General features: G+C 71.3%; 22 protein-coding genes. 17 read left to right on the forward strand and 5 right to left on the reverse strand.

Features of this window, described 5'->3' with window-relative positions; translation table 11 throughout:
* The first annotated feature begins 12 nt into the window (after window positions 1–12).
* The 12 genes from A4R43_RS02060 to A4R43_RS02115 all read left to right on the forward strand — a co-directional run bounded on the left by A4R43_RS02060 (window position 13) and on the right by A4R43_RS02115 (window position 13,828).
* Entirely contained in the window at window positions 13–1,782 is a 1,770-nt protein-coding gene (locus tag A4R43_RS02060; protein ID WP_113690709.1) for an ABC transporter permease, read from the forward strand.
* Window positions 1,775–2,902: an ABC transporter ATP-binding protein gene (locus A4R43_RS02065; RefSeq protein ID WP_113690710.1), complete on the forward strand. Its 1,128-nt coding sequence runs from the start codon at window positions 1,775–1,777 to the stop codon at window positions 2,900–2,902. Before A4R43_RS02060 ends, A4R43_RS02065 begins: the two co-directional genes overlap by 8 nt.
* A 19-nt stretch (window positions 2,903–2,921) precedes the next feature.
* Window positions 2,922–4,013 (forward strand): isocitrate/isopropylmalate dehydrogenase family protein, encoded by a 1,092-nt coding sequence (locus tag A4R43_RS02070; RefSeq protein ID WP_113690711.1) that lies wholly within the window; start codon window positions 2,922–2,924, stop codon window positions 4,011–4,013.
* The gene (locus tag A4R43_RS02075; RefSeq protein WP_113690712.1) at window positions 4,010–4,639 is read left to right on the forward strand and encodes a hypothetical protein; all 630 of its coding nucleotides are present in this window, start codon (window positions 4,010–4,012) and stop codon (window positions 4,637–4,639) included. The genes A4R43_RS02070 and A4R43_RS02075 overlap by 4 nt, the downstream gene beginning before the upstream one ends.
* Complete coding sequence (acnA, locus tag A4R43_RS02080; RefSeq protein ID WP_113690713.1) at window positions 4,636–7,260, forward strand: aconitate hydratase AcnA; 2,625 nt, start codon at window positions 4,636–4,638, stop codon at window positions 7,258–7,260. The genes A4R43_RS02075 and acnA overlap by 4 nt, the downstream gene beginning before the upstream one ends.
* Window positions 7,257–8,285 carry an Ldh family oxidoreductase gene (locus tag A4R43_RS02085; protein ID WP_113690714.1) on the forward strand — a complete coding sequence of 343 codons (1,029 nt, stop codon included), beginning with the start codon at window positions 7,257–7,259 and terminating at the stop codon, window positions 8,283–8,285. Before acnA ends, A4R43_RS02085 begins: the two co-directional genes overlap by 4 nt.
* Before the next feature lie 111 nt (window positions 8,286–8,396).
* Window positions 8,397–9,467, forward strand: a complete 1,071-nt coding sequence (locus A4R43_RS02090) for an isocitrate/isopropylmalate dehydrogenase family protein (RefSeq protein WP_113690715.1) — start codon at window positions 8,397–8,399, stop codon at window positions 9,465–9,467.
* Complete coding sequence (locus tag A4R43_RS02095) at window positions 9,467–10,840, forward strand: NAD-dependent succinate-semialdehyde dehydrogenase (protein WP_113690716.1); 1,374 nt, start codon at window positions 9,467–9,469, stop codon at window positions 10,838–10,840. The genes A4R43_RS02090 and A4R43_RS02095 overlap by 1 nt, the downstream gene beginning before the upstream one ends.
* The gene (locus A4R43_RS02100; protein WP_113690717.1) at window positions 10,840–11,247 is read left to right on the forward strand and encodes a cupin domain-containing protein; all 408 of its coding nucleotides are present in this window, start codon (window positions 10,840–10,842) and stop codon (window positions 11,245–11,247) included. Before A4R43_RS02095 ends, A4R43_RS02100 begins: the two co-directional genes overlap by 1 nt.
* A gap of 74 nt (window positions 11,248–11,321) precedes the next feature.
* Window positions 11,322–12,614, forward strand: coding sequence for a CitMHS family transporter (locus tag A4R43_RS02105; protein ID WP_113690718.1), 1,293 nt, complete (start codon window positions 11,322–11,324; stop codon window positions 12,612–12,614).
* A 21-nt stretch (window positions 12,615–12,635) separates the two neighbouring features.
* The gene (locus A4R43_RS02110) at window positions 12,636–12,932 is read left to right on the forward strand and encodes an antibiotic biosynthesis monooxygenase family protein (RefSeq protein WP_113697291.1); all 297 of its coding nucleotides are present in this window, start codon (window positions 12,636–12,638) and stop codon (window positions 12,930–12,932) included.
* A gap of 23 nt (window positions 12,933–12,955) precedes the next feature.
* Entirely contained in the window at window positions 12,956–13,828 is an 873-nt protein-coding gene (locus tag A4R43_RS02115; RefSeq protein ID WP_113690719.1) for a GntR family transcriptional regulator, read from the forward strand.
* On the opposite strand, the gene A4R43_RS02120 is transcribed toward A4R43_RS02115, so the two are convergent.
* The 5 genes from A4R43_RS02120 to A4R43_RS02140 are packed head-to-tail and all read right to left on the reverse strand — an operon-like array spanning window position 13,825 to window position 17,428.
* On the reverse strand, window positions 13,825–14,160 hold the full coding sequence (locus A4R43_RS02120; protein WP_113690720.1) for a histidine kinase: 336 nt from the start codon (window positions 14,158–14,160) through the stop codon (window positions 13,825–13,827). The two genes, A4R43_RS02115 and A4R43_RS02120, sit on opposite strands and share 4 nt — an antisense overlap.
* Window positions 14,160–15,104, reverse strand: a complete 945-nt coding sequence (locus A4R43_RS02125) for a hydroxymethylglutaryl-CoA lyase (protein ID WP_113690721.1) — start codon at window positions 15,102–15,104, stop codon at window positions 14,160–14,162. The genes A4R43_RS02120 and A4R43_RS02125 overlap by 1 nt, the downstream gene beginning before the upstream one ends.
* Window positions 15,101–16,033: a hydroxyacid dehydrogenase gene (locus A4R43_RS02130; protein WP_113690722.1), complete on the reverse strand. Its 933-nt coding sequence runs from the start codon at window positions 16,031–16,033 to the stop codon at window positions 15,101–15,103. The genes A4R43_RS02125 and A4R43_RS02130 overlap by 4 nt, the downstream gene beginning before the upstream one ends.
* Window positions 16,026–16,616, reverse strand: a complete 591-nt coding sequence (locus A4R43_RS02135) for an RraA family protein (protein ID WP_236808721.1) — start codon at window positions 16,614–16,616, stop codon at window positions 16,026–16,028. Before A4R43_RS02135 ends, A4R43_RS02130 begins: the two co-directional genes overlap by 8 nt.
* Before the next feature lie 32 nt (window positions 16,617–16,648).
* A complete protein-coding gene (locus A4R43_RS02140; RefSeq protein WP_113690723.1) occupies window positions 16,649–17,428 on the reverse strand; it encodes an IclR family transcriptional regulator in 780 nt (259 codons plus the stop codon).
* 120 nt (window positions 17,429–17,548) lie between these two features.
* Here A4R43_RS02140 and A4R43_RS02145 point away from each other — a divergent pair, with 120 nt between their 5' ends.
* The 5 genes from A4R43_RS02145 to A4R43_RS42520 all read left to right on the forward strand — a co-directional run bounded on the left by A4R43_RS02145 (window position 17,549) and on the right by A4R43_RS42520 (window position 23,582).
* Entirely contained in the window at window positions 17,549–18,535 is a 987-nt protein-coding gene (locus A4R43_RS02145) for a Bug family tripartite tricarboxylate transporter substrate binding protein (RefSeq protein ID WP_113690724.1), read from the forward strand.
* Entirely contained in the window at window positions 18,532–19,035 is a 504-nt protein-coding gene (locus A4R43_RS02150; RefSeq protein ID WP_113690725.1) for a tripartite tricarboxylate transporter TctB family protein, read from the forward strand. Before A4R43_RS02145 ends, A4R43_RS02150 begins: the two co-directional genes overlap by 4 nt.
* Window positions 19,035–20,546, forward strand: coding sequence for a tripartite tricarboxylate transporter permease (locus A4R43_RS02155; RefSeq protein ID WP_113690726.1), 1,512 nt, complete (start codon window positions 19,035–19,037; stop codon window positions 20,544–20,546). The genes A4R43_RS02150 and A4R43_RS02155 overlap by 1 nt, the downstream gene beginning before the upstream one ends.
* Complete coding sequence (locus A4R43_RS02160) at window positions 20,543–21,763, forward strand: CaiB/BaiF CoA transferase family protein (protein WP_113690727.1); 1,221 nt, start codon at window positions 20,543–20,545, stop codon at window positions 21,761–21,763. The genes A4R43_RS02155 and A4R43_RS02160 overlap by 4 nt, the downstream gene beginning before the upstream one ends.
* Before the next feature lie 61 nt (window positions 21,764–21,824).
* Complete coding sequence (locus tag A4R43_RS42520) at window positions 21,825–23,582, forward strand: WD40 repeat domain-containing serine/threonine protein kinase (protein WP_162788273.1); 1,758 nt, start codon at window positions 21,825–21,827, stop codon at window positions 23,580–23,582.
* Window positions 23,583–23,728 lie beyond the last annotated feature (146 nt).

The following is a 23,728-nucleotide window of genomic DNA, read 5'->3' on the forward strand; positions in this document are numbered from 1 at the left end:
AGCGCAGTCGAAATGGCAGTACTGCCCGAAACACTGACCGAAACCCGGCCGCCGGTGGAGCCCCCGTTGCCTGCCCCGCGGTACCGGCGCCTGCTCGGTGCTCGTCGCGAGCTGTGGGCGCAGTACGCGGTGCTGGCCTTCCTGGCCGTGCTGGTGCTCGCCCCGGTGGTGCCGACGCTGATCCAGTCCGTGCTGGACCGCCCGCTGTACGAGGCGGGTGGCATCTTCACCCCGGACAACTACGTGCGCCTGTTCACCGAGGCCGGATTCGGCAAGGTGGTGCTCAACACCGCGTTGTTCGCCGTCGGCACCACGGTGCTGACCCTGCTGATCGCGGTCCCGATGGCCGTGCTGGTCGTGCGGACGAAACTGCCGTTCGGCCGGGTGTTCGCCGGGGCCATGCAGTGGCCGTTCTTCATCTCCTCGCTCATCCTGGGCTTCGGCTGGATCACGCTGTACGGCCCGGCCGGGTTCGTCAGCACCGCGGTGCGCGACTGGCTCGGGTTTGTGCCGTGGAACCTGTACTCGATCCCGGGCATGGCGATCACCGAGGCGGTGGCGCTGGCCCCGATCGCGTATGTGTTCTGCGCCAACGCCCTGCGCAAGTCCGACGCCTCGCTGGAGAGCGCCGCGCAGGTCTGCGGTGCGAGGCCGCTGCGGGTCCTGTTCACCGTGGTGGTGCCGATGCTGCGGCCGCCGATGGTGTACAGCTCGATCCTGGTGTTCAGCATGTCGGTGGAAACGCTGAGCGTGCCGCTGCTCTACGGTCAGCCGGTCGGCATCAGCGTGTTCTCGACCTTCCTGTACACCAACGGGCTGCAGTCGATCGATCCGGACTACGGCGTTCTCGGTGCGGCGTCCACGCTGATCCTACTGGTCACCGTCGGGTTGGTGGCGGTGCAGGCGAAGCTGCTCAAGAACGCGCAGCGGTTCGTGTCGGTCCGCGGCAAGGCGACGCGGCCGCGGCGGCTGGAACTGGGCAGGCTCAAGTGGATCGGCGTCGCGGCGATCAGTGTGTACGTGGTGTTCGGCGCGCTGCTGCCGATCGGCGGGCTGGTGTTCCGGTCGTTCACCAAGGTGTTCACGCCGCTGCAGAACCCGTTCCAGACGCTGACCACGGCCAACTACGACCGGGTGTTCGGCTTCGCCGCCTACGTCCAGTCCATTTGGAACAGTCTGCTGGTGGCCGGGATCGGGGCGCTGGTGGTCAGTTTCCTGGCCGTGCTCGCGGTGCTGGTGTCGAAACGGTCCACCTTCCGCCACCGCAAGCTGGTCGAATACCTCGCGCTGGCACCACAGGCCATTCCCGGCATCATCATCGGCATCGGGCTGTTCTGGGCCTTCGCCTACCTGCCGTTCGGGCTCGGCGGCCTGGTCCAGGGCACGCTGGTGGCGTTGATCATCGGGTTCGGGCTGCGGGCGCTGCCGTCCGGGTTCGGCTCGATCGCGCCGTCGGTGCTGCAACTCGGGCAGGAGCTCGACAACGCGGCCCGGGTTTCGGGCGCGGACTGGGTGCGCACCTTCACCTCGGTGCTGGGCCGCCTGCTCACCCCGGCCTTCGCCGGGGCGGTCATCCTGACCTTCGTCACCATGCTCAAGGAGTACTCGCCCGCGATCTTTCTCGCGTCGGCCGACTCCAACATCATCGGCACCACCATGCTCGAGCTCTGGGTCCAGGGCAACACCGGTTCCGTGGCCGCGCTCGCCACCGTGCAGATCGCCATCACCGCCGCGTTCGTCGGCCTCGCCGGGCTACTCATGAAGGGGCGCACCGATGCCTGAAGTCACCGTCGGACAACTGCACAAGAAGTTCGGCTCGACCACCGTGTTGCGCGAGATCGACTTCACCATCCGCGACGGCGAGTTCTTCACCCTGCTCGGCCCGAGCGGGTGCGGGAAGTCGACCACGCTGAACTGCATCGCCGGGCTCGAACGGCCCACCGGCGGCCGGATCGCGGTGGGGGACACCGTGTTCGTCGACTCGGCCGCCGGGACCTTCCGCACCCCCGAGGAACGCAACCTCGGCATGGTGTTCCAGTCCTACGCGTTGTGGCCGCACCTGAGCATCGCCGCGAACCTGGCGGTGCCGCTCAAGATCCGCAAGACAGGCAAGGAGGAGCAGGCGCGCCGGATCACCGAAGCGCTGGACAAGGTCGGGCTCGCGCACCTGAAAGACCGCTACCCGCACCAGCTTTCCGGAGGTCAGCAGCAGCGTGTCGCGCTGGCCAGGGCGCTGGTCTACTCGCCGAGCGTGCTGCTGCTCGATGAACCGCTGTCCAATTTGGATGCCAAGCTGCGCGAGCAGGCCCGTGCCTGGCTCAAGCGGCTGCAGACCGATCTCGGCATCACCACCGTCTACGTCACCCACGACCAGGACGAGGCGCTGGCGCTGTCCGACCGGATCGCGGTGCTGAGCGAGGGCGACCTGCTCCAGGTCGGCAGCCCGCACGAGATCTACGAACGGCCCGCCGCCGCGGCGGTCGCGGCGTTTGTCGGCCGGTGCAACTTCCTGCGGGGCAAGGTCGAATCCCGCGACGGCGGGCGCGCCGTCATCCGGCTCGAAGCCGGTGGTGCCGTGGTCAGGGTCGCGTCGGACACAGCCGTAACCGCTGGACAGGAGGTCACGGTGGCCATCCGGCCCGAGAAGTTCGAAGTGGGGCCGGCGAACCGGCCCGCCGACGCGGCAAACCTGCTGCGCACCCAGATCCTCACCCGGTCGTACGTCGGCTCGCGGTACGAGTACGACGTACGGCTGGGCAAGCAGGTGGTGCAGGTCGAGAGCACCGAGCCGGGCCTGTCCGGCGAGGTCGGGCTCGCCTTCGCCCCTGAGTCGGCACTGCTCTACCCGGATGCCGCACTGCCCTCGGAAGACGCCGAGGAACTGCTCACCCTCCAGGTCTGACCCCGTGAAAGGCTAACCAGTGACCAACAACTCCTACCGCCTCGGTGTGCTGCACGGCGACGGCATCGGCCCCGAGATCGTGCCCGCCGCGGTGGCGATCGTCGACGCGGCGCTCGCCACCGCGGGTGCCGAACCCGTCGAATGGGTCGAACTGCCGCTCGGCGCGTCGGCCATCGAGACCCACGGCGCGCCCACCCCGCAGTCCACTTTGGACGCGCTGGCCGGGCTTGACGGCTGGCTGCTCGGGCCGCACGACAGCGTGTCCTACCCGGAGCCGTTCCGGTCCCAGCTCAATCCCAGCGGCACCATCCGCAAGCACTTCGGGCTGTTCGCGAACATCCGCCCCGCCAAGGCGTTCCCGGGCGGCAACGCGGTGGTGGACGGCACCGACCTGGTGATCGTCCGCGAGAACACCGAAGGCTTCTACGCCGACCGCAACACCTTCGCGGGCACCGGCGAGTTCATGCCGAGCCCGGACGTGGCGATCGCGATGGGCATCATCACCCGCGCGGCCACCGAGCGCATCGCGCGCACGGCCTTCGAACTGGCCAAGGCGCGCGGCAAGAAGCTGACCATCGTGCACAAGGCCAACGTGCTCAAGCTGACCACCGGCCTGTTCCGCACGGTCTGCCGCGAGGTGGCCGCGGACTACCCGGACGTCACCGTGGACGACTTCCACATCGACGCGATGACCATGAAGCTGGTCCGCAAGGCCGACGAGTTCGACGTGATCGTCACCGAGAACATGTTCGGCGACATCCTGTCCGATCTCGCCGGTGAGATCGCCGGCTCGCTGGGCATCGCGCCGTCGGTGAACTCGTCGGAAACCCACGCGATGGCGCAGGCCGCGCACGGCTCGGCGCCCGACATCGCCGGACGTAACGTGGCGAACCCGATCGCGATGGTGCTCTCCAGCGCGATGCTGCTGGAGTGGCTGGCCGCCAAGAACGACGACGCGCGGCTGCGTGATGCCGCCGCGCTGGTCGAAACCGGCGTCACCACCGCGGTCACCGGCGGGACCAGCACGCGTGACCTCGGCGGCTCGGCCTCCACCACCGAGTTCACCGCCGCCGTGGTCGCCGCCATCTCGGCCGGGAAGGACCGTTCGTGACGCTCGTGGCCCTTGTCCACGCCACGCCCGCCGCGATGGCCCCGGCGACGGCCGCCTTCGCCGACGTGTTCCCGGAAGCGCGGTTGCGGCACCTGCTCGACGACACGCTGATCACGGACGCCGAGCGCGCGGGCGGGCTCACCGAACCGCTGCGGGCGCGGATGCGTTCCCTGATCCGGTACGCCCTCGACGGCGGCGCGGATGCGGTCCTGCTGAGCTGCTCGTTGTACGGGCCCGTCACCGGGGAGTTCGCGGGGGAGCGGCCGGTGTTGTCTTCGGATGCCGCCCTGTTCGGCGAAGTCGTTCGCCGGGCCCCGAAGCGGGTGCACGTGCTGGGGCCGATCGAGGCGGGTACCCGCGACACCGTCGAACGTCTACAAGCGATAGTGGGCCCGGCAACAGCCGTATACGGCTCCGTGGTTTCCGGGGCCCGCGAGGCGCTGGCCGCGGGGGACACCGATCGCGCGGGCAGGCTGCTCGCCGAAGCGGTCGGCCGGGATGTCGATCTCGCGCTGCTGGGGCAGTTCTCACTGGCCCCGGCACTCGAGGCGGCGCAGGAACGGCTGGGCGTGCCGCTGCTCAGCCCGCCGCGGCTGGCCGCGGCAGCGATCCGGGAGCGGACATGAGCACCCGGGACACGCTCGTGGTCGGCTCGGAGCGCTACCTGATCCACCGGATCGGCGCGCTGGCCCCGGACGACCTGCCCTACACGCTGCGGATCGTGCTGGAAAACCTGCTCCGCCACCCCGGCGGGGACCTCGCGCCGGTCGAGGCACTGCTGCGCTGGGGTGAGCCGGACGTGCACAAGACGGCCGTCGACCTGTACCCCAGCCGGATCTTCCTGCACGACACCAACGGCGTGCCGGTGCTCGCCGACATCGCCGCCATGCGGCACGCGATGGCCGAGCTGGGCGGTGATCCGCGCCGGGTCAATCCGGCGATCCCAGCCGAGCTGGTGATCGACCATTCGGTCATCGCCGACGTCTTCGGCAGGCCCGACGCGCTGACGCGCAACGTCGAAATCGAGTACGAGCGCAACGCCGAACGGTATCGCTTTCTCAAGTGGGGCCAGCAGAATCTGGAGAACTTCGCGGTGGTGCCGCCGGGCACCGGCATCATGCACCAGGTCAATCTCGAGCACCTCGCGCGCGTGGTGATGACCGCGGACGGCTGGGCATACCCGGACCTCTGCCTCGGCACCGACTCGCACACCACGATGGTCAACGGGCTCGGCGTGCTCGGCTGGGGCATCGGCGGCATCGAGGCCGAAGCCGCCATGCTCGGCCAGTCGCTGACCATGCTGATCCCGCCCGTGGTCGGGGTCCGCCTGCACGGCGAACTGCCGGACGGCGCGACCGCGACCGACCTGGTGCTGACCATCACCGAGCTGATGCGCGCCCACGGCGTGGTCGGCAAGTTCGTCGAGTTCTCCGGGCCGGGCGTGGCCGCGATCGGGCTGGCCGACCGGGCCACCATCGCCAACATGAGCCCCGAGTTCGGCTCCACCTGCGCCTACTTCCCGATCGACGAGGAAACACTGCGTTACCTGCGGTTCAGCGGGCGGTCACCGGATCGGGTGGCACTGGTCGAGGCGTACGCGAAGGAACAAGGGCTCTGGCACGAGCCGGAGCGGGCGACCGCCTACTCCGAGACCATCGAACTCGACCTGGGCACGATCGTGCCGTCCCTGGCCGGTCCACGGCGACCGCAGGACCGGGTACGGCTCGACGCGGCGAAAGCGGGCTTCCGGCGGGCGGTGACTGAGCTGGGCCTGCCGCCCCGGGATCCGGTGCCGGTCCGGCTCGGCGGCCGCGAGCACCGCCTCGGCAACGGCACGGTCGCCATCGCGGCGATCACCTCGTGCACCAACACCTCCAACCCGGCGGTGATGGTGGCGGCGGGACTGCTGGCCCGCAACGCCGTCGAGGCCGGGCTGCGCAGCAAGCCGTGGGTCAAGACCACCCTGTCGCCGGGCTCGCGGGTGGCCACCGACTACCTCGGCAAGGCCGGGCTGACGCCGTACCTGGCCGAACTCGGCTTCCACCTCACCGGATTCGGCTGCATGACCTGCATCGGCGCCTCCGGTCCGCTGATCGACGAGGTGACCGCCGCGGTCGAGGAGCACGGCCTGGCGGTGGCCGCGGTGCTGTCCGGCAACCGCAACTTCGACGGCCGCATCAATCCCGACGTCCGGCTGAACTACCTGGCTTCACCACCGCTCGTGGTCGCCTACGCGCTCGCGGGCACGATGGACCTCGACCCGCTCACCGAGCCGCTGGGCACCGGCCCACACGGCGACCCGGTGTACCTGCGCGACATCTGGCCGTCGTCCGCGCAGGTCCGCGAGGTGGTCGGCGGCAGCCTGCGGCCGGACATGTTCACCGAGGTCTACCGCGACGTGTTCGCCGGGGACGACCGCTGGCATCGCCTGGACGTGCCCGGCGGGGAGACCTTCGCGTGGGACGAGCGCTCCACGTACCTCCGGCGACCGCCCTACCTGGACGGGATGACCGCGGCACCCGGTCGCGTCGAGGACATTCTTGGCGCCCGCGTGCTGGTCAAGCTCGGCGACTCGGTCACCACCGACCACGTGTCGCCGGCCGGGGCGATCCCGCCCGGCACACCCGCCGGCCAGCATCTCGGCCGGTTGGGCGTCACCCGGTTCGAGCTGAACACCTACGCCTCCCGCCGCGGCAACCACGAGGTGATGATGCGCGGCTGCTTCGCCAACGTCCGGCTGCGCAACCAGCTCGTCCCCGGGCGCGAGGGTGGTGTCACGATCGACCCCGGCGGTGACGTGACCAGCGTCTACGACGCCGCGCTCGCGCACCGGGCCGAGGGCATGCCGCTGGTGGTGCTGGCGGGCCGCGACTACGGCAGCGGGTCCTCGCGCGACTGGGCGGCCAAGGGGCCCGCGCTGCTGGGGGTGCGGGCCGTGCTGGCCGAGTCGTTCGAGCGGATCCACCGGTCGAACCTGATCGGCATGGGCGTGCTGCCACTGCAGTTCGCGCCGGGGCAGTCCGCCGGAACGCTCGGGCTCACCGGGCACGAGACCTTCGACATCCGCGGCCTCGCCGGAGCCGAACCGGGCCACTACCCCGAAACGGTCACCATCGAAGCCGGTGGGCGCGTGTTCGAGGCGATCGTGCGGCTCGACACCGTGCGGGAGCAGGAATACCACCGCCACGGCGGAATCCTGCCGTTTGTGCTGCGCGATCTCCTGGCCACCGAAGGGAAGCACCGATGATCCCGATCGATCCCGCGGCGCTCAAGGACGCGGGCACCCGGATCCTGGCCGCCGAGGGAGTTCCGCGTGCCGACGCCGAGCTGGTGAGCGACAGCCTGGTCACCGCCGACCGGTGGGGCCACGCCTCCCACGGCATGCTGCGCCTGGGCTGGTACGTCGCCCGGCTGCGCTCCGGGGTCATGCGGGCGGTCACCGAACCACGGCTGGCCGGCGGATTCGGCGCGGTGGCGGTGCTCGACGGTGCCGATGGCATCGGTCAGGTGGTCGCCGACCGAGCCTGCGCGCTCGCCGTGGAACGGGCGGCCGAGCACGGCGCCGGGGTGGTCGCGGTGCGCAACAGCAACCACTTCGGCACCGCCGCCTACTGGACCCGCCGGATCGCCGCCGAAGGTTGTGCCGGCATCCTGACCACCAACGGCAGTCCCGCGATGGCGCCGTGGGGTGGCCGGGAGAAAACCGTCGGCGCCAATCCGTGGTCGATCGCCACCCCGGGCGGCTCGCACGGTCCCGTGGTGCTCGACATCGCGAACACCGGGGTGGCGCGGGGAAAGATCTACGCCGCGCTCCGGCGGGGAGAGTCCATTCCGGACACTTGGGCGATCGACGCGGACGGCGTGCCCACCACCGATCCGCGCGCCGCGATCGACGGCGTTCTCGCCCCGATGGCCGGGCACAAGGGTTACGCCATCTCGTTCCTGATGGACGTGCTTTCCGGCGTGCTCACCGGCAGTTCCTACGGCACCGGCGTGACCGGGCCGTACGTGCCGGACCGGCGTTCGGGGTGCGGGCACCTGGTTCTCGCGCTGCGCATCGACGCGGTGCTGGAGCCGGAGGAGTTCGGCCGCCGCGTCGACGACCTCATCGCCACCACCAAAAGCGTGCCGCTCGCCCAGGGCGCCACGGAGGTGTTCTACCCGGGCGAAATCGAGAACCGGGCACGTGAGGTCGCCCTGCCCGCGGCAACGCTGGCCGAACTGCGCGAGCTGGCGGCCTCCAGCGGCATCACGCTCGACCTGCCGAGCTGAAGCCAGTTGGTATATTGGGATTGCAAAATACCAACCCGCGTTCTAGGGTCCCTCGCAGGCGGTGCGCGCCCGGCGGCGACCGCGCCGCACGCGATCGGAAGGAAGACTTCAGTGGAAATCCTTGTCCTGCCCGGAGACGGGATCGGTCCCGAGATCACCGAGGCCTGCCTCGGCGTGCTCACCGCCGCGGACCGGCTCCTGGACCTCGGCCTCGAGTTCGACAGCCGGGACATCGGCCTGAAGGCGCTGGCGGAGCGCGGCACCACGCTGCCCGCCGAGGTGCTCGACCGCGTTCCCCTGGCCGACGGAGTGCTGCTCGGGCCGGTGTCGCACTACGAGTACCCGCCGCGTGCGGATGGCGGCATCAATCCGTCGGCCGAGCTGCGCAAGGTGTTCGACCTGTTCGCCAACGTGCGGCCGTGCCGGTCCCACGCCGGGCTGTCGATCCTGCGGCAGCCGATGGACCTGGTGATCGTCCGCGAGAACACCGAGGGCTTCTACTCCGACCGGAACATGCACGCCGGCAGCGGCGAGTTCATGCCCACCGAGGACCTGGCCATCTCGATGCGCAAGGTCAGCGCGAAGGCGTGCGAGCGGGTCGCGCGCGCGGCCTTCGAGCTGGCCGCCAGGCGCCGCCGGAAGGTCACCGCGGTGCACAAGGCCAATGTGGTGAAGCTGTCCGACGGGCTGTTCCTGCGTGCGGTCCGCAAGGTCGCCGCCGAGTTCCCCGGCGTCGAGCTCGAGGAGCTGATCGTCGACGCGGCGGCCGCCCTGCTCATCCGGCGGCCGCGCACCTTCGACGTGGTGGTCACCACCAACATGTTCGGCGACATCCTGTCCGACGAGGCCTCGGAGCTCTCCGGCAGCCTCGGGCTCGGCGGCTCGATCAACGCCGGGCACACCATCTGCGTGGGCCAGGCCCAGCACGGCTCCGCGCCGGACATCGCCGGGCGGGGCGTGGCCAATCCGACCTCGCTGATCCTGTCCGGGGCGATGCTGCTCGACTGGCTCGGCCGCCGGCACGACCGGCCCGCGCTGATCCGGGCCGCGGAGCTGATCGGCACCGCGGTCGACCGGGTGCTCGCCGATCCGGCCACCCGCACGCGGGACGTCGGCGGCACGCTCGGCACCGCCGCTTTTGCCGCCGCGGTACGGGAAACGCTCGAGAAGGCGGGTGCCTGATGATCGTCTCCATCAATCCGGCCACCGAACACGAGCTGGCGCGGTTCACCCCGCACACCGAGTCCGAAGTGGACGCCGCGCTGGACGCCGCCGTGGCCGCGCAACGGCGCTGGCGGGCCCGCCCGGTGACCGAGCGGACCGGGCTGCTCCGCGAGCTGGCCCGGGTGCTGCGGGAGGGCAAGCCGCGGTACGCCCGGCTGATCACCGCCGAAATGGGCAAGCCGATCACCGAGGCCGAAGCCGAGATCGAGAAGTGCGCGGTGACCTGCGAGCACTACGCCGAGCACGCCCCGGCCTATCTCGCCGACCGCCCGGTGCCGTCGAACGCCACCGAGTCCGCGATCGTGCACGACCCGCTGGGCGTGGTGCTCGCGGTGATGCCGTGGAACTACCCGTTCTGGCAGTTCTTCCGGTTCGCCGCCCCGGCCTTCGCCGCGGGCAACGGCGCGATCCTCAAGCACGCCAACAACGTTCCGCAGTGCGCGCTCGCGGTCGAAGAGGTGGTCCGCGCGGCCGGCGCGCCGGAGGGCCTGTTCCGCACGGTGCTGGTCGAAGTGCCGGCGGTCGCCGGGCTGATCGCCGACGACCGGATCGCCGCGGTCACCCTCACCGGCTCCACCGAGGTCGGCGCCATCGTCGCCGCGCAGGCCGGTGCCGCGCTGAAGAAGCAGGTGCTCGAACTCGGCGGCTCGGACCCGTTCATCGTGCTCGCCGACGCGGACGTGCCCGCGGCGGCGCGGACCGCGGTCAAGGCGCGCTTTGTCAACGTCGGGCAGTCCTGCGTCAACGCCAAGCGGTTCATCGTGGACGAGGCGGTGGCCGACGAGTTCACCGCCGCGTTCACCGAAGCGGCCACCGCGCTCAAGCTCGGCGACCCCGCCGAACGGGACACCACGATCGGCCCGATGGCCCGCGCCAACCTGCGCGCGGCACTGCACGACCAGGTCCGCCGCACCGCCGAAGCCGGAGCCGTGGTGCGCACCGGCGGCGAACCCGTGGCCGGGCCTGGATTCTTCTACCCGGCCACCGTGCTCGACCACGTCACGCCCGGCATGGCCGCCTTCGACGAGGAAACCTTCGGCCCGGTCGCCGCGATCACCCGCGCCGCGGGGACCGAGGAGGCCATCACCTTGGCCAACCAGACCGAATTCGGCCTGGGCGCGGCACTGTGGACCGCCGACGTCGAGCGCGCCCGCGAGCTGGCCCGCACCATCGACGCCGGAGCCGTGTTTGTCAACGGCATGGTCGCCTCCGACGCCCGCCTGCCCTTCGGCGGCATCAAGAAGTCCGGCTACGGCCGGGAACTGGGTGCCGACGGCATCCGCGAGTTCGTCAACCTCAAGACCCTGTGGATCGGACCGGTGAACCCCTGATGTGCTTCGAAGCCGCCGTGCTGCGCCCGGCCGAGCTGACCGCCTTCTCCCGCGGTGGTGGCGCCGCCACCATCCCGCTGGTCACCCGGGCCCGCGGCGCCACGGTGTTCCTCAATGGACAGACCCTGTTCGAGGGTGGTGCCGGAATCCCGCTGCACACCCACAACTGCCCCGAAAGCGTCGTCATTCTCCAAGGCGACGCGGTGGTGGAGATCGACGGCACCGAACACCGGCTCACCACCTTCGACACCACCTACGTCGACGCCGGGGTGCCCCACCGCTTCCGCAACGCCAGTGCCACCGAGCCGATGCGGATCCTGTGGACCTACGCCTCGGTCGAGGCCACCCGCACGATCGTGGAAACCGGCGTGACCACCCGCGTCGACGCCGAGCACCACCGGTCCTGACCCCTCACCCGCACCGGGGTGACCACGCGTGGTCACCCCGGCCACCGGCCTGCCCGAAAAGTGGAGAAGCAACGATGCTCGCTACGCTGGGTTTTCTCACCCTGGGCACCTTCATGGTGCTCGTCATGCGCAAGTACGCCACCGCCTTCGTCGCGATCATCGCCGCGCCGGTGCTGTTCGCCGTCATCGCCGGTCGCGGGGCCGACCTCGGTGACATGGCCATCGAGGGCATCGAAACCGTGGCCCCGACCGGCGTGCTGCTGCTGTTCGCCGTGCTCTACTTCGGCGTGATGATGGACGCCAAGCTGTTCGACCCCATCTCGAACGGCATCATCCGGCTGTCCAAAGGGGACCCGGTGCGCATCTGCGTGGGCACCGCGGTGCTGGCGCTACTGGTCGCGCTCGACGGCGACGGCACCACCAGCTACATGATCATCTGCTCGGCCTTCCTGCCGATCTACCGCCGCATCGGGATGAACCCGCTGGTGATCGCCGCGATCGCGACCATGGCGCTGGGCGCGATCTCCGGCGCCACGCCCTGGGGCGGGGCCGCCACCCGCGCCATCAGCGTGCTGCACCTCGACGCCGCCGAGTACTTCGTGCCGCTCATCCCGTCGCTGCTGCTCACCTCCGCGTTCATCGTCGGGGTGGCCTACCTGCTCGGGCGGCGGCAGCGGCGGCGGATCGATCCGCAGGTGATCGCCGACGTCGCCGCCGAGATCGCCAACCGCGAATCCGACCGCGCCGCGCTGCGGAACTGGCGGCTGTGGGTCAACGCCGGGCTCACCGTGGCCCTGCTGGTGCTGCTCGTGGCCGGTGTCGCCCCGCTGGTCACCCTGTTCATGGGCGGTTTTGTGCTGGCGCTGCTGGTCAACCACCCGCGGGTGGCCGAGCAGGGCGAGGTCGTCAAGCGCCACGCCGCCAGCGCGGTCCCGGTGGTCATGCTGGTGCTGGCCGCCGGGATCTTCACCGGCATCCTGTCCGAGACCGGCATGGTGGACGCGATGGCGACCACCCTGCTCGCCGCCGTGCCGGATGCGCTGGGCAACCTCATCCCGCTGTTCACCGCGCTGATCGGGCTCCCGCTGAGCTTTTTCATGTCCAACGACGCCTACTTCTTCGGCGTGCTGCCGGTGCTCGCCGAATCCGCCGCGCAGCACGGCATCCCGGCCTACGAGATCGCGCGGGCCGGGGTCGCCGGACAGATGCTGCACTCCATCGGCCCCGCCTCCGCCCCGCTGTGGGTGCTGCTCGGGCTGGTCAAGAAGGACCTCGGCGAGTTCCAGCGGTTCGCGCTCGTCCCGGTCACCGTCGCCTCGCTGGCGATGGTCGGCTTTGTCCTGCTCACCGGCGCCATCACCCTGTAGAAAGGCCACACCGTGATGACTTTGGTCACCGAAATCGCGCTCATCGAGGTCCACCCCGGCCAGGAAGCCGACTTCGAGAAGGCGGTCGCCACCGCGGTGCCGCTGTTCGAAGCCGCCGAGGGCTGCCACGGCGTCCGCCTCCGCCGGAGCGTCGAGTTCCCCCAGCGCTACCGCCTGCTGGTCGAGTGGGAGACCGTCGAGCACCACACGGTGACCTTCCGCGGCTCGGCGGCGTTCGCCAGGTGGCGGGAGCTGGCCGGGCCGTTCTTCGCCGCCCCGCCCCAGGTCGAACACGTGCACGACGTGCTGCCGGGCTGAGCGGCGCGGGTAAGCTCCCGGCCATGCCGCCGACCCCGCTCACCCGCCAGATCGCGGCGCGCATCGTCGAGCGGATCCGCTCCGGGCAAGCCCCGGCGGGCACCCGCCTGGTCGAGCGCACCCTCGCCGAACAGCTGAACGTCTCCCGCTCCCCGGTGCGCAGCGCACTGCGCCTGCTCGCCGACGACGGCATCGTCGGGATCGGCGACAAGGGCGGCTACACCGTGCTGCGTACCGCGGACAAGCTCACCGAGCTGCCCGTCGACCGGGACGCGGAAGACGCCCTGTACCTGCGTGTCGCCGCCGACCGGCTCGACGGCAAGCTGCCCGACCGCGTCACCGAGAACCGGCTCACCCGCGACTACGGGCTCACCCCGGCTCAGCTCGCCGGTCTGCTCCGCCGCATCAACGCCGAAGGCTGGATCGAGCGGCTGCCCGGCTACGGCTGGCAGTTCCAGCCCACGCTCACCTCGTTGCGGTCCTATCAGGACAGTTACCGCTTCCGGGTGGTCATCGAGCCCGCCTCGATCCTCGAACCCACCTTCGAACTCGACCGCGCGGCCATCGAGAAAGTCCGGGCGCAGCAGCAAAAACTCGTCGACGGCGACGTGCACACGGTGAGCAACGCCGAGCTGTTCGACCTCAACACCGCCTTCCACGAGGCGATCATCGAGTGCGGCCGCAACACGTTCTTCATCGACTCCCTGCGCCGTGTCAACCGGCTGCGCCGCCTCATCGAGTACCGGCGCTCACTGCCACGCGACCGGGCCCTCACCCGGTGCCGGGAACACCTCGACATCGCCGACCTGCTCCTGGCCAACCGGCGCGAGGAGGCCGCCGAATACCTGCGCGGGCACCTGAGCACGGTCGGCGTCGAAAAATCGGCGGACGCCTAACCGTCCAGTGCCGGCGGTTCGCCGTCCATCAGCAGGATCACACCGCGGATCTCCCCGCCGGGATTCTGCAGTGAACCGCACTGCAGGCGCAGCGTGATGGTGCGGCCGCGCCGGTTGACGGCGTCGAGGGTGAGGCTTTGCCGGAATTCGGCGTTCTGCAGGGCGGCACGCACGCTCGGCCGCAGTTCGGCGACACGCAGGCCGATGTCACGGAGAACACGTCGTAGATGGCCCTGGGCTCGGTCACCGTCACCCCCGAGTTCCCGCGCCGCGCCGGCGGCGGCGCGGGTGGCTCGTTCGGTACGGGCGGCGATGTCGTCTGGCAAAAGCATCAGTCCACCTTCGCGTACTGGAAACCTTTGGTCAGCCCGGCGTCCGGGACGTGCCCGTACAGCTGCTCACCGGGGAGCCCGTCGCCGATGATGGTGCGGGCGGCGACGAGAGCTTCGATGTCCACCCCGGTGCGCAGGCCCATTGATTCGAGCAGGAACACCAGGTCCTCGGTGACGATGTTTCCGCTGGCGCCCGGCGCGTAGGGGCAGCCGCCGAGGCCGCCCTGTGAGGAGTCGAAGGTGGTGACCCCGGCGTCCAGCGCGGCCACCACGTTCGCCAGGCCCTGGCCGCGGGTGTTGTGCAGGTGCGCCCCGCCCGCCCGGTCGCCGAGTTCGGCGCGGAGCCTGGTGAACAGCCGCCGCACCTGGGCCGGGTTCGCGTAACCGGTGGTGTCCGAGAGCCCCACCGAGTCCGCGCCCCGCCCGGCGGCGCGCACGGCCAGCTCGATCACCCAATCCTCGTCCACCGGCCCTTCCAGCGTGCAGCCGAAAGCGGTGGAAATCCCCACCTCGACCGAAAGTCCCGGCGTTGCGGCCTTCAGCTCGCACACCAGGCCGACCTGCTCGAGCGCCTGTTCCGGGGTCATCCCGATGTTGTTCTGGCTGTGCGCGCGGGAAGCGGACAACGGCATGGTGAGCGCCCGCGTCCCGGCGGCGACGGCGTTCCGCGCGCCCACCAGGTTCGGCACCAGCGCCAGCACGGTGAGATCGGGAATGGTCAGCGCGTGCGCGACCACGTCGGCGGTGTCGGCGAGCTGCGGCAGGCGTTTTGGCGAGACGAACGAGCCGACCTCGATCTCACGCAGCCCCGATCCGGCCAGCGCGGTGATCCACCGCTGCTTGACCGCGGTCGGCATGGTCCGGTCCACGCTCTGCAGTCCGTCGCGCGGGCCTACTTCGCTGACCAGCACGTCGATCTCGGTTTTCCGCGATCCGCGGTTCATCGCACCGGCTCCTGTTCGGCTCGGGAAAGGTGGTCGAGGATGTGCCGCGCGGCTTCGATGGCCATGCGGCGCAACGCTTCCGCGGTCTGCGCGCCGACATGCGGGGTGATCACCACCGACGGGTCACCACGCAGCGGGTGGTCGGCCGGCAGTGGTTCGACCACCGTGACGTCGAGCCCGGCACCGGCCAGATGTCCTTGGCGCAGCACGGAAAGCAGCGCGTCCTCGTCCAAGGTGCCGCCGCGCGAGGTGTTCAGCACCACCCCGCCCGGTGGCATCGCCAGCAGTTCACGCAGCCCGATCAGGTTCCGCGTGCCGGTGACCAGTGGCACGTGCAGGCTGAGCGCGTGGGACAGCGGCAGGAGTTCGTCCAGCGGCAGGGGTTCCGCCCCGGCGGCGGTGATCTGCTCGCCGGTCAGCATCGGGTCGTAGGCCAGCACGCGCATGCCGAACCCGTGCCGCGCGATGTGTGCCACGCGCGACGCGATCCTGCCGCAGCCGATCAGGCCCAGCGTCGAGCCGGCCAGTTCCCGGCCGCGGATCCTGTCGCGGGAGCCGGCGCCGCGTGCCGCCACGCCGATTCCCCGGCGGACGGCGAGCAGCAGTGCGATGGTGTGCTCGGCGACCGACTGCGTGTTGGCCGTCGGTGTGGTGGTGACGGCGATCCCGCGTTCCCGTGCGGTGTCCACGTCGATCGTGTCCACGCCGACGCCGTGCCGCGCGATCACGCGCAACGCGGGCGCGCGGCGCATCATGTCACCGTCGACGCGGACGGTGCGCAGCAGGATCGCCGAGACGCGGTCGGCGACGCGGTCGAACGTCGTGGCCGCGTCACCGTAGCCGAGCCGGACGTCGGTGTGCTCGCGCAGCAAAGCCAGCGCGTCGTCGTGCACCGGCCGCGGGATCCAGACGACGGGGAGGTCAGCCACGCGGCACCAGCCGCTGGTTGGCCGCGCGCCGCTCGGCTTCCCCTTCGAGGAGCCGGTGCGCCGCGCGGACCACGTCGCCGACCCGCTCCGCGGGCACCACGGCGACCCCGTCGTCGTCTCCGAGCACCCAGTCGCCCTGGCGCACCGGCACACCACCGATCGCGATCGTGCCGCCGATCCGGTACGGCCCGGTCTTCCACGGTCCGGCCGGGGTGACCGCTCGCGCGAACACCGGCACACCGAGCGCGGCCAGTTCGGTCACGTCCCTGGCCGCGCCGTCGAGCACGATGCCGCCGACCGCCAGCGCCTTGGCCTTCTGCGCCACCAGCTCCCCGATCAGCGCCCTGGTCTCGTCCCCGCCGCCGTTGACCACCAGCACCTCACCGCGGCGGATGGTTTCGAAGGCCGCGTGCAGGCCCTGGTTGTCACCGGGCCGGGTCCACACCGTGCAGGCCGGGCCGGACAGCACCGCGCCAGGCCACAGTGGACGGATACCGGCGGCGACGCCGAACCGGTCCATCGCGTCGGACACGGTGGCGACCGGAAGCGCGGCCGGGGCCGGGTAGTCGGCAGGGGAGTCCACGATCCTCCTCGGGGTTCCGGGGGCGGGGGGTTTCAGTAGAGCGCCGGTGGTACGCCGGTGCGCGCCAGGTCCTCGGCGCACCGGCGGACGGCGGTGACGAAGCCGGGGATCCGGTCTTCGGTGAAGCGCACGGTCGGCCCGCCGAGCGCGAGCACGACCGGCCGCGCCGGGACGCGCCCGGCCTCGGGAGCGAACGGGATGGGCACGGCGAGCCCGCTGTTGCCGGGTTCGCGCTGGCCGTGCGAAACGCTCCAGCCCGCCTCGGTGGCGGTCTCGACCCCGGCCCGCAACGGCGCGGCGTCGTCGCGGGCGACCTGGGTGATCAGTTCGTCGCGGCCGTCCGCCGGTTCGAGGCTGAGCAGGACGTGCGCGGCGGCGCCCGCCGACAACGGCAGTTCGTCACCCGGCTGCACGACGTGGCGCAGCGTGTTCGGGCTCGGCGCCTGGCCGATCACCACGCGGGACAGGCCCTTGCGCACGTACAGGCTGACCGTCTCGCCGGTTTCGGCGGCGAGCTCGCGCATCCGCGCCAGCGACGCCTCCGGCACGGTCCAGGCGGCTTCGGCGAAGGCCGCGAAGCCGATCAGGCTGGTGCCGACGCGGACGTGCCCGTCGGCAGCGGTTTCCAGCAGCCCTTCCGCGGCCAGGGTGTCCACCAGCCGCAGCACCGTGGTCCGCGGCAGGCCGGTCTCCCGCACGAGTTCGGCGACGCTCAGCGACATGTGCTCCGGCGAGAACGCCCGCAGCACCCGCCAGGCGCGGCTCACCGCGCGGATGCCACCGCCTTCGCCGTCCGCTTCGACCGACTTCATGCGCCCGATCCCTTCGCCTCGCACCGCGCGGGCATTGCGTCCGCTCCGGATCCATGTCTACCATCAGGCGGTCATTATTGTCCACTAGGTGGACATCCCGGATCACAAGGGAGTGATCGTGTGCGCAGCAAACGACTCGCGCTCGGTGTGCTCGGCGCGGTGAGCACGCTGGTGCTCGCGGGGTTCGCCGCGGTGGACGCCGGCCGGTCGACCTCGGGCGCGACGCCCAGGTCGAAGCTGACGATCATGGCGCCGGCCGCGCCCGGCGGCGGCTGGGACCTCGCGGCCCGCGAGTTCCAGCAGGCCCTGCGCGGCGCGTCGATCGTGAACAACGTCCAGGTGGTCAACGTGCCCGGCGCCGGCGGCACGATCGGGCTCGGGCAGTTCACCGAGATCGGCCCCGATCCGAGCCAGCTGATGATGACCGGCACCGTGATGGAGGGCGCGATCACCGCGAACCGCTCGCCGGTCGGCCTGCTCGACACCACGCCGATCGCGCGGCTCGCCGAGGACTACGAGGTGATCATCGTCCCGGCCGCCTCGCCGTACCGGACGCTGGAGGACTTCCTGCGGGTCTGGCGCGAGAACCCGCGCGCGCACGCGGTCGGCGGCGGCGGGCTCGGCGGCACCGACCACCTGCTGGCCGGGCTCACCGCACGTGCCGCCGGCATCGACCCCGGACAGCTGAACTATGTGTCCTTCGCCGGTGGCGGCGAGGTGCTCACCGCGCTGCTGTCGAACACCGTCGAGATCGGCATCAGCGGTTACAACGAATTCCGCGACCAGATCGAGGCGGGCAGGCTGCGCGCGCTGGCCGTTTCGGCGACCGCGCCGGTGCCGGGGATCGACACGCCCACCTTCCGCCAGCAGGGCATCGACGTCGCGCTGCCGAACTGGCGCGGACTGGTCGCCCCGCCGGGCATCACCGCCGAACAGCGCCGCGAACTGATCTCGGTCGTCGAGGACATGGCGGACTCGCCCGAGTGGGCCGACGCGCTCGGCCGCAACAAGTGGGCGAGCAGCCTGCTCACCGGCGACGAGTTCACCGCGTTCATCCGCGAGGACCAGGCCAGGGTCGACGCGATCATCGAGGAGCTGGGCCTGTGACCACCACCGACTCCGGCGGCTATCTGCGCCGCCGCACCGGCCTCGTGGTGCCGGTCCTGTTGCTGTGCACCGGAATCGCGCTCACCGCGGGCACGCTCACCATGGAGGTGCCGAGCAGCGCCGCCGCCCCCGGGCCGCGGCTGTTCCCGGCGGTGGTCGCTGTCGCCTGCGTGGTTTTTGCCGTACTGCTGGGCATCGACGTGCTCCGGCGGCCCGAACCCGCCGAAACCGGTGACGGTGACAAAACCCGTATCCGCAGCAACCACCGGGCACTGGCCGGGGCGGTCGGCACCCTCGTGGTGTTCATCGCGGCACTCGATCCGCTCGGCTGGTTGCTCTCCGGCGCGCTGCTGTTCTGGGGCGTCGCTCGTGCGCTCGGCAGCAGGCGGCCCGCGTTCGACGCGGTGCTGTCGATCGCCATCTCCTCGGCGGTCCAGCTGGCCTTCTCGGCCGGTCTCGGCCTCAACCTGCCCCCCGGGCTGCTGGCGGGAGTGTTCTGATGGAGTCACTGGTCCACCTCGGCGAGGGCTTCCTCACCGTGCTCACCCCGATGAACCTGCTGTGGGTGCTGGTCGGCGCGGTGCTCGGCACCGCCGTCGGCGTGCTGCCCGGCCTCGGCTCGGCGATGGCGGTGGCGCTGCTGCTGCCGGTGACCTTCTCGCTCGATCCGATCGGCGCGTTCATCATGTTCTCCGGGGTGCTCTTCGGCGGGCTGTTCGGCGATTCGATCTCCGGCATCCTGATGAACACGCCCGGCAACAGCACCGCGATCGCCGGTTCGATCGAAGGTCACCGCATGGCCAAGGACGGGCGGGCCGCGCAGGCACTGGCGACCTCGGCGATCGGCGCCTTCGCCGGCGGTGTGGTCGCTTCGCTGCTCGTGGTGTTCTTCGCGCCGTCGCTGGCGGAACTGGCCACGCTGTTCGGGCCGGCCGAATACCTGGCGCTGGCGTTGTTCGCCTTCGTGGCGATCTCGGCCGTGGTCAGCGAGTCGGTGCTGCGCGGGCTGGCCGCGCTGGTGTTCGGGCTGGCGATCGCGCTGGTCGGCATCGACGGCATTTCCGGCGCGGCCCGGTTCACCGGCGGCCTGCCCGAACTGTTCGACGGCATCGACATCGTGGTGATCACCGTCGGGCTGCTCGCACTCGGTGAAGTGCTCGCCGTGGCCGCGCGTCGCGGGACCAAGGAGGACACTCGCGTACTGCCGTCCACCGGCCGGTTGTGGTTGTCGCGCCGCGAGTTCCGGCTCGCGCTGCCAGCCTGGCTGCGGGGCACCGCGATCGGCGTGCCGTTCGGCATCATCCCGGTCGGCGGTTCGGAGGTGCCCACCTTCCTCGCCTACGGCACCGAGCGCAGGCTGGCTTCGCGGCGGCCGGATTCGCGGTTCGGGCGCGGCGCCATCCAGGGCGTCGCCGGTCCCGAAGCGGCGGGCAACGCCACCGCGGGCACCGCGATGGGCGCGCTGCTCGCGCTCGGGTTGCCGACCTCGGCCACCGCGGCCATCCTGCTCGCCGCCTTCCGCCAGTACGGCCTGCAGCCGGGCCCGCTGCTGTTCGAGCGCGCCAGCGAACTGGTCTGGGCGCTGCTGGCCAGCTTCTTCGTCGGCATGGCCGTGCTGCTGGTGCTGAACCTGCCGTTCGCGCCGCTGTGGGCGAAACTGCTGAAGGTGCCCCGGCACTACCTCTACGCCGGCATCTCGGTGTTCGCCATGCTCGGGGTCTACGCCACCAGCAGCAAGATCCTCGACCTGGTGCTGGTGCTGGCCATCGGCCTGCTCGGCTTCCTGATGCGCCGGTACGGGCTGCCGGTGGCGCCGGTGCTGATCGCGGTGATCCTCGGCCCGCTGGCCGAAACCGAGTTCCGGCGGGCGATGGCGGTCAGCGAAGGCGATCCGGCGGTGCTGGTGTCCAGCCCGATCTCGATCAGCCTCTACGCCGTGCTGGTGCTCGGTGTCACCGGCCTGCTGTTCGCGCGCCTGCGCTCCCGTCGTCGACAGAAAGCGGTGGTATGACCACGGAAACCCCCGATCGCCCGCTCACCGGGGTCCGCGTGCTGGACCTGACCAACGTGCTCGCCGGGCCGTACGCGGGCTACCAGCTCGCGCTGCTCGGCGCGGACGTGATCAAGGTCGAGTTGCCCGGTGGTGGCGACCTCGCCCGGCAGCTCGGCGCCTCGGCCGAGCTGAACCGGGCGGGGCTCGGCGCCTCGTTCCTGGCGCAGAACGCGCAGAAGCGCTCGCTCACGCTCAACCTGAAATCCGCGCGGGGCAAGGAAGTCCTGCGCCGGCTGGTGGCCGGCGCGGACGTGCTGTGCGAGAACTTCCGGCCCGGCGTGCTGGACCGGCTCGGCTTCGGCTGGCCGGAGTTGCGGCGGCTCAACCCCCGCCTGGTCTACTGCGCCATCTCCGGGTTCGGCCAGACCGGCCCGCTGCGCGCGAAACCCGCCTACGACCAGATCATCCAGGGCAGCTCGGGCATGATGAGCGTGACCGGCACCCCGGAGACGGCCCCGCTGCGCGCGGGTTACCCGATCGCGGACACCCTCGGCGGGCTCGCCGCGGCGTTCGCGATTTCGTCGGCGCTGCTGGGCCGCGAGCGCACCGGCACCGGCTGCATGATCGACGTTTCGATGCTGGAGACCGCGGTCACCGCGATGGGCTGGGTGGTGTCGAACCACCTGATCGCCGGCCAGTCCCCGCGCCCGCTCGGCAACAACAACGGCACCGCGGCGCCGTCGGGCACCTTCCGCACCGCTGACGGCGAGCTGAACATCGCCGCCAACAAGCAGGAGCAGTTCGAACTGCTGTGCCGCGTCGTCGGCCGCCCGGAACTGGCCCGGGACCCGAGGTTCGCCGAACGGGAGGCACGCAAGACCCACCGCGCCCAGCTGACCGCCGAACTCGAGGTCGCCCTCACCCGGCACAGCGCGGCGCACTGGGAGGAGCGGCTGAGCACGGCGGGGGTACCGGCCGCGGCCGTGCTCAGCGTGCCGGAAATGCTGGACAGCGCCCAGATCCAGGCGCGTGGCCTGGTGCACGAACTGCCGTTCCCCGCCGAGGCCGCACCCGGCCCGCTGCGCGTGCTGGGACACGGCATCCACGTCGACGGCCGCCCCAGCGCACCTGTGCTGCCACCACCGGAACTCGGCCAGCACACCGCCGAGGTCCTCACCGAACTCGGTTACAACGACGCTGAAATCACCCGGCTGCGCGAGGAGGGAGCCGTCTGAACGACCGGGCCTGACCCGCGGTTTCATCGATACTTCACCGCCGCCGCTTAGCCTCCGCGCGATGGCAGGGGACGGGGTCCGGACGGCGGTGACACCCGTCGCGCCGGCGTGGGTGGGGCCGTACCGGGTGTTCGCCGAGCTGGGACGCGGCGGGATGGGGCGCGTGCTGCTGGGCCATGGCGCGGACGGGCGGTTGTTCGCGCTCAAGCTGGTGCACGAGCAGTTCGCCGAGGACGACGGGTTCCGGGCGCGCTTCCGCCGTGAGATCGAAGCCTCGCGTGCGGTGTCGGGCGCCTACACCGCGGCCGTCGTGGACGCCGACCCGGATGCCCCCACCCCGTGGCTGGCGTCGGTGTTCGTGCCCGCGCCGTCGTTGCAGGAGGTCCTGTCCGCGACTGGCGCCCTGCCGGAGGAACCGGTGCTGCGCCTGGCCGCCGGGCTCGCGTCGGCGCTGGTGCAGATCCACCAGGCCGGTGTGGTGCACCGGGATCTCAAGCCCTCCAACGTGCTGCTCGCCGACGACGGCGTCCGCGTGATCGACTTCGGTATCGCCCGCGCGGCCGACACCCGTGGCCGGGAGCTGACCCGCTCCGGCTGGCTGATCGGCTCACCCGCGTTCATGTCGCCGGAACAGGCACGCGGCGAACACGTCACCGCCGCCGGTGACGTGTTCGCCCTCGGCTCGGTGGTGGCCGCGGCCTGCACCGGCGCGAGCCCGTTCACCGCGACGGCGACCCTGCAGACGCTGATCAACGTCGCGCAGGCCGATCCGGACCTGGACCGGCTCCCGCCCGCGGTGCGCCGCGTCGTCGAGCCGTGCCTGGCCAAGGACCCCGCCGCCCGCCCCACCCCGGCCGAGGTGCTGCGCTCGGTCGGTCAGATCGCCCCCGCCGCGCGAGCCTGGCCTGCCGCCGTGCATCGCATGATCGCCGAGCGGCAGTCCGGCAGCGCCCGCCTGGCCACCGACGCCGGCGCGACGAAGGCCCTCCCGGACCGCACCCCGACGGCGGTGCGGACGACTGTCCAACCCGGACGGACCCGCCGCTGGTGGCCCGCCGCGGTGGCGCTCGCGCTGGTTGTCGCCGGTGTGCTGGCCTGGGTGCTCTGGCCGGTCCCGCCGATCACCCCGGCCGTCCCGGAATCGATGGCGCCGGCATCCCCGTTCCCGCTGACCGGGGCGCTGACCGGTGCCACCCCCGCCGAGGCGGTGACGTTCAGCCCGGACGGGCGCACCGTGGCCGTCGTCAACGCCGACCGCACCGTGCAACTGTGGGACGTCGCGGCGCAGGAGCCGGTCGGGCAGATCCTCGGTCCCTTCGGGGACCAGGAATCCGCTCTCGACCTCGTGTTCAGCGCGGACAGTGCGGCCCTGGTCACCGCACAGTCCGACGAAACCGCGACGACCGTGCGGTGGTGGGACGTCCGCAGCGGCAACCCGGCCGGTGAACCGCTCACCGCCGGCATCGATCCGGCGGACGAGGTCAGGCAGAACACGCTCGGGCCGGGTGGCCGCACCTTGGCGACCAGCGGTGATCGCGGGCTCGTCTACCTGTGGGATCTGACCGCCCGCCGGCTCACCGGCACCGCCGATTTCGGTGAGGGCAACGCCGCGGATGTGGTGTTCAGCCCGGACGGCGCCACCTTCGCCACCCGCGGCGGCGACCCGACCGCCACCTCGGACACGGTGCTGCTGTGGGACACGGCCACCCGCTCGCATCGGGGTGCACCGATCACCCTCCCGGACAGCGCGGCGGTCGATTCGCTCGATGTGTTCACGTTCAGCCCAGACGGCCGGACGCTGCTGACCGCGGGGCAGTAGAGCGGCGCCGGCAGTATCCGCTTCTGGGATACCCGCAGCCACAACCAGACCCGGCCGCCGCTGAACACGATCGAGATCAGTTCGGACGAGCAGCTCGCACTCAGCCCCGATGGCGGGACCCTGATCGCCTTCTGGGGGCGGGGTGC

Source organism: Amycolatopsis albispora (assembly GCF_003312875.1).
In the GTDB taxonomy this organism is placed as follows: Bacteria; Actinomycetota; Actinomycetes; order Mycobacteriales; family Pseudonocardiaceae; genus Amycolatopsis; species Amycolatopsis albispora.

Excerpts from the sequence above, each read along its gene's own strand:
- A4R43_RS02095 (WP_113690716.1), top strand. The coding sequence starts at position 9,467 with ATGATCGTCTCCATCAATCCGGCCACCGAACACGAGCTGGCGCGGTTC.
- A4R43_RS02140 (WP_113690723.1), bottom strand. The coding sequence starts at position 17,428 with ATGAAGTCGGTCGAAGCGGACGGCGAAGGCGGTGGCATCCGCGCGGTG.
- A4R43_RS02060 (WP_113690709.1), top strand. The coding sequence starts at position 13 with ATGGCAGTACTGCCCGAAACACTGACCGAAACCCGGCCGCCGGTGGAG.
- A4R43_RS02160 (WP_113690727.1), top strand. The coding sequence starts at position 20,543 with ATGACCACGGAAACCCCCGATCGCCCGCTCACCGGGGTCCGCGTGCTG.
- A4R43_RS02120 (WP_113690720.1), bottom strand. The coding sequence starts at position 14,160 with ATGCTTTTGCCAGACGACATCGCCGCCCGTACCGAACGAGCCACCCGC.
- A4R43_RS02115 (WP_113690719.1), top strand. The coding sequence starts at position 12,956 with ATGCCGCCGACCCCGCTCACCCGCCAGATCGCGGCGCGCATCGTCGAG.
- A4R43_RS02085 (WP_113690714.1), top strand. The coding sequence starts at position 7,257 with ATGATCCCGATCGATCCCGCGGCGCTCAAGGACGCGGGCACCCGGATC.
- A4R43_RS02100 (WP_113690717.1), top strand. The coding sequence starts at position 10,840 with ATGTGCTTCGAAGCCGCCGTGCTGCGCCCGGCCGAGCTGACCGCCTTC.
- acnA (WP_113690713.1), top strand. The coding sequence starts at position 4,636 with ATGAGCACCCGGGACACGCTCGTGGTCGGCTCGGAGCGCTACCTGATC.
- A4R43_RS02125 (WP_113690721.1), bottom strand. The coding sequence starts at position 15,104 with ATGAACCGCGGATCGCGGAAAACCGAGATCGACGTGCTGGTCAGCGAA.
- A4R43_RS02155 (WP_113690726.1), top strand. The coding sequence starts at position 19,035 with ATGGAGTCACTGGTCCACCTCGGCGAGGGCTTCCTCACCGTGCTCACC.
- A4R43_RS42520 (WP_162788273.1), top strand. The coding sequence starts at position 21,825 with ATGGCAGGGGACGGGGTCCGGACGGCGGTGACACCCGTCGCGCCGGCG.
- A4R43_RS02065 (WP_113690710.1), top strand. The coding sequence starts at position 1,775 with ATGCCTGAAGTCACCGTCGGACAACTGCACAAGAAGTTCGGCTCGACC.
- A4R43_RS02105 (WP_113690718.1), top strand. The coding sequence starts at position 11,322 with ATGCTCGCTACGCTGGGTTTTCTCACCCTGGGCACCTTCATGGTGCTC.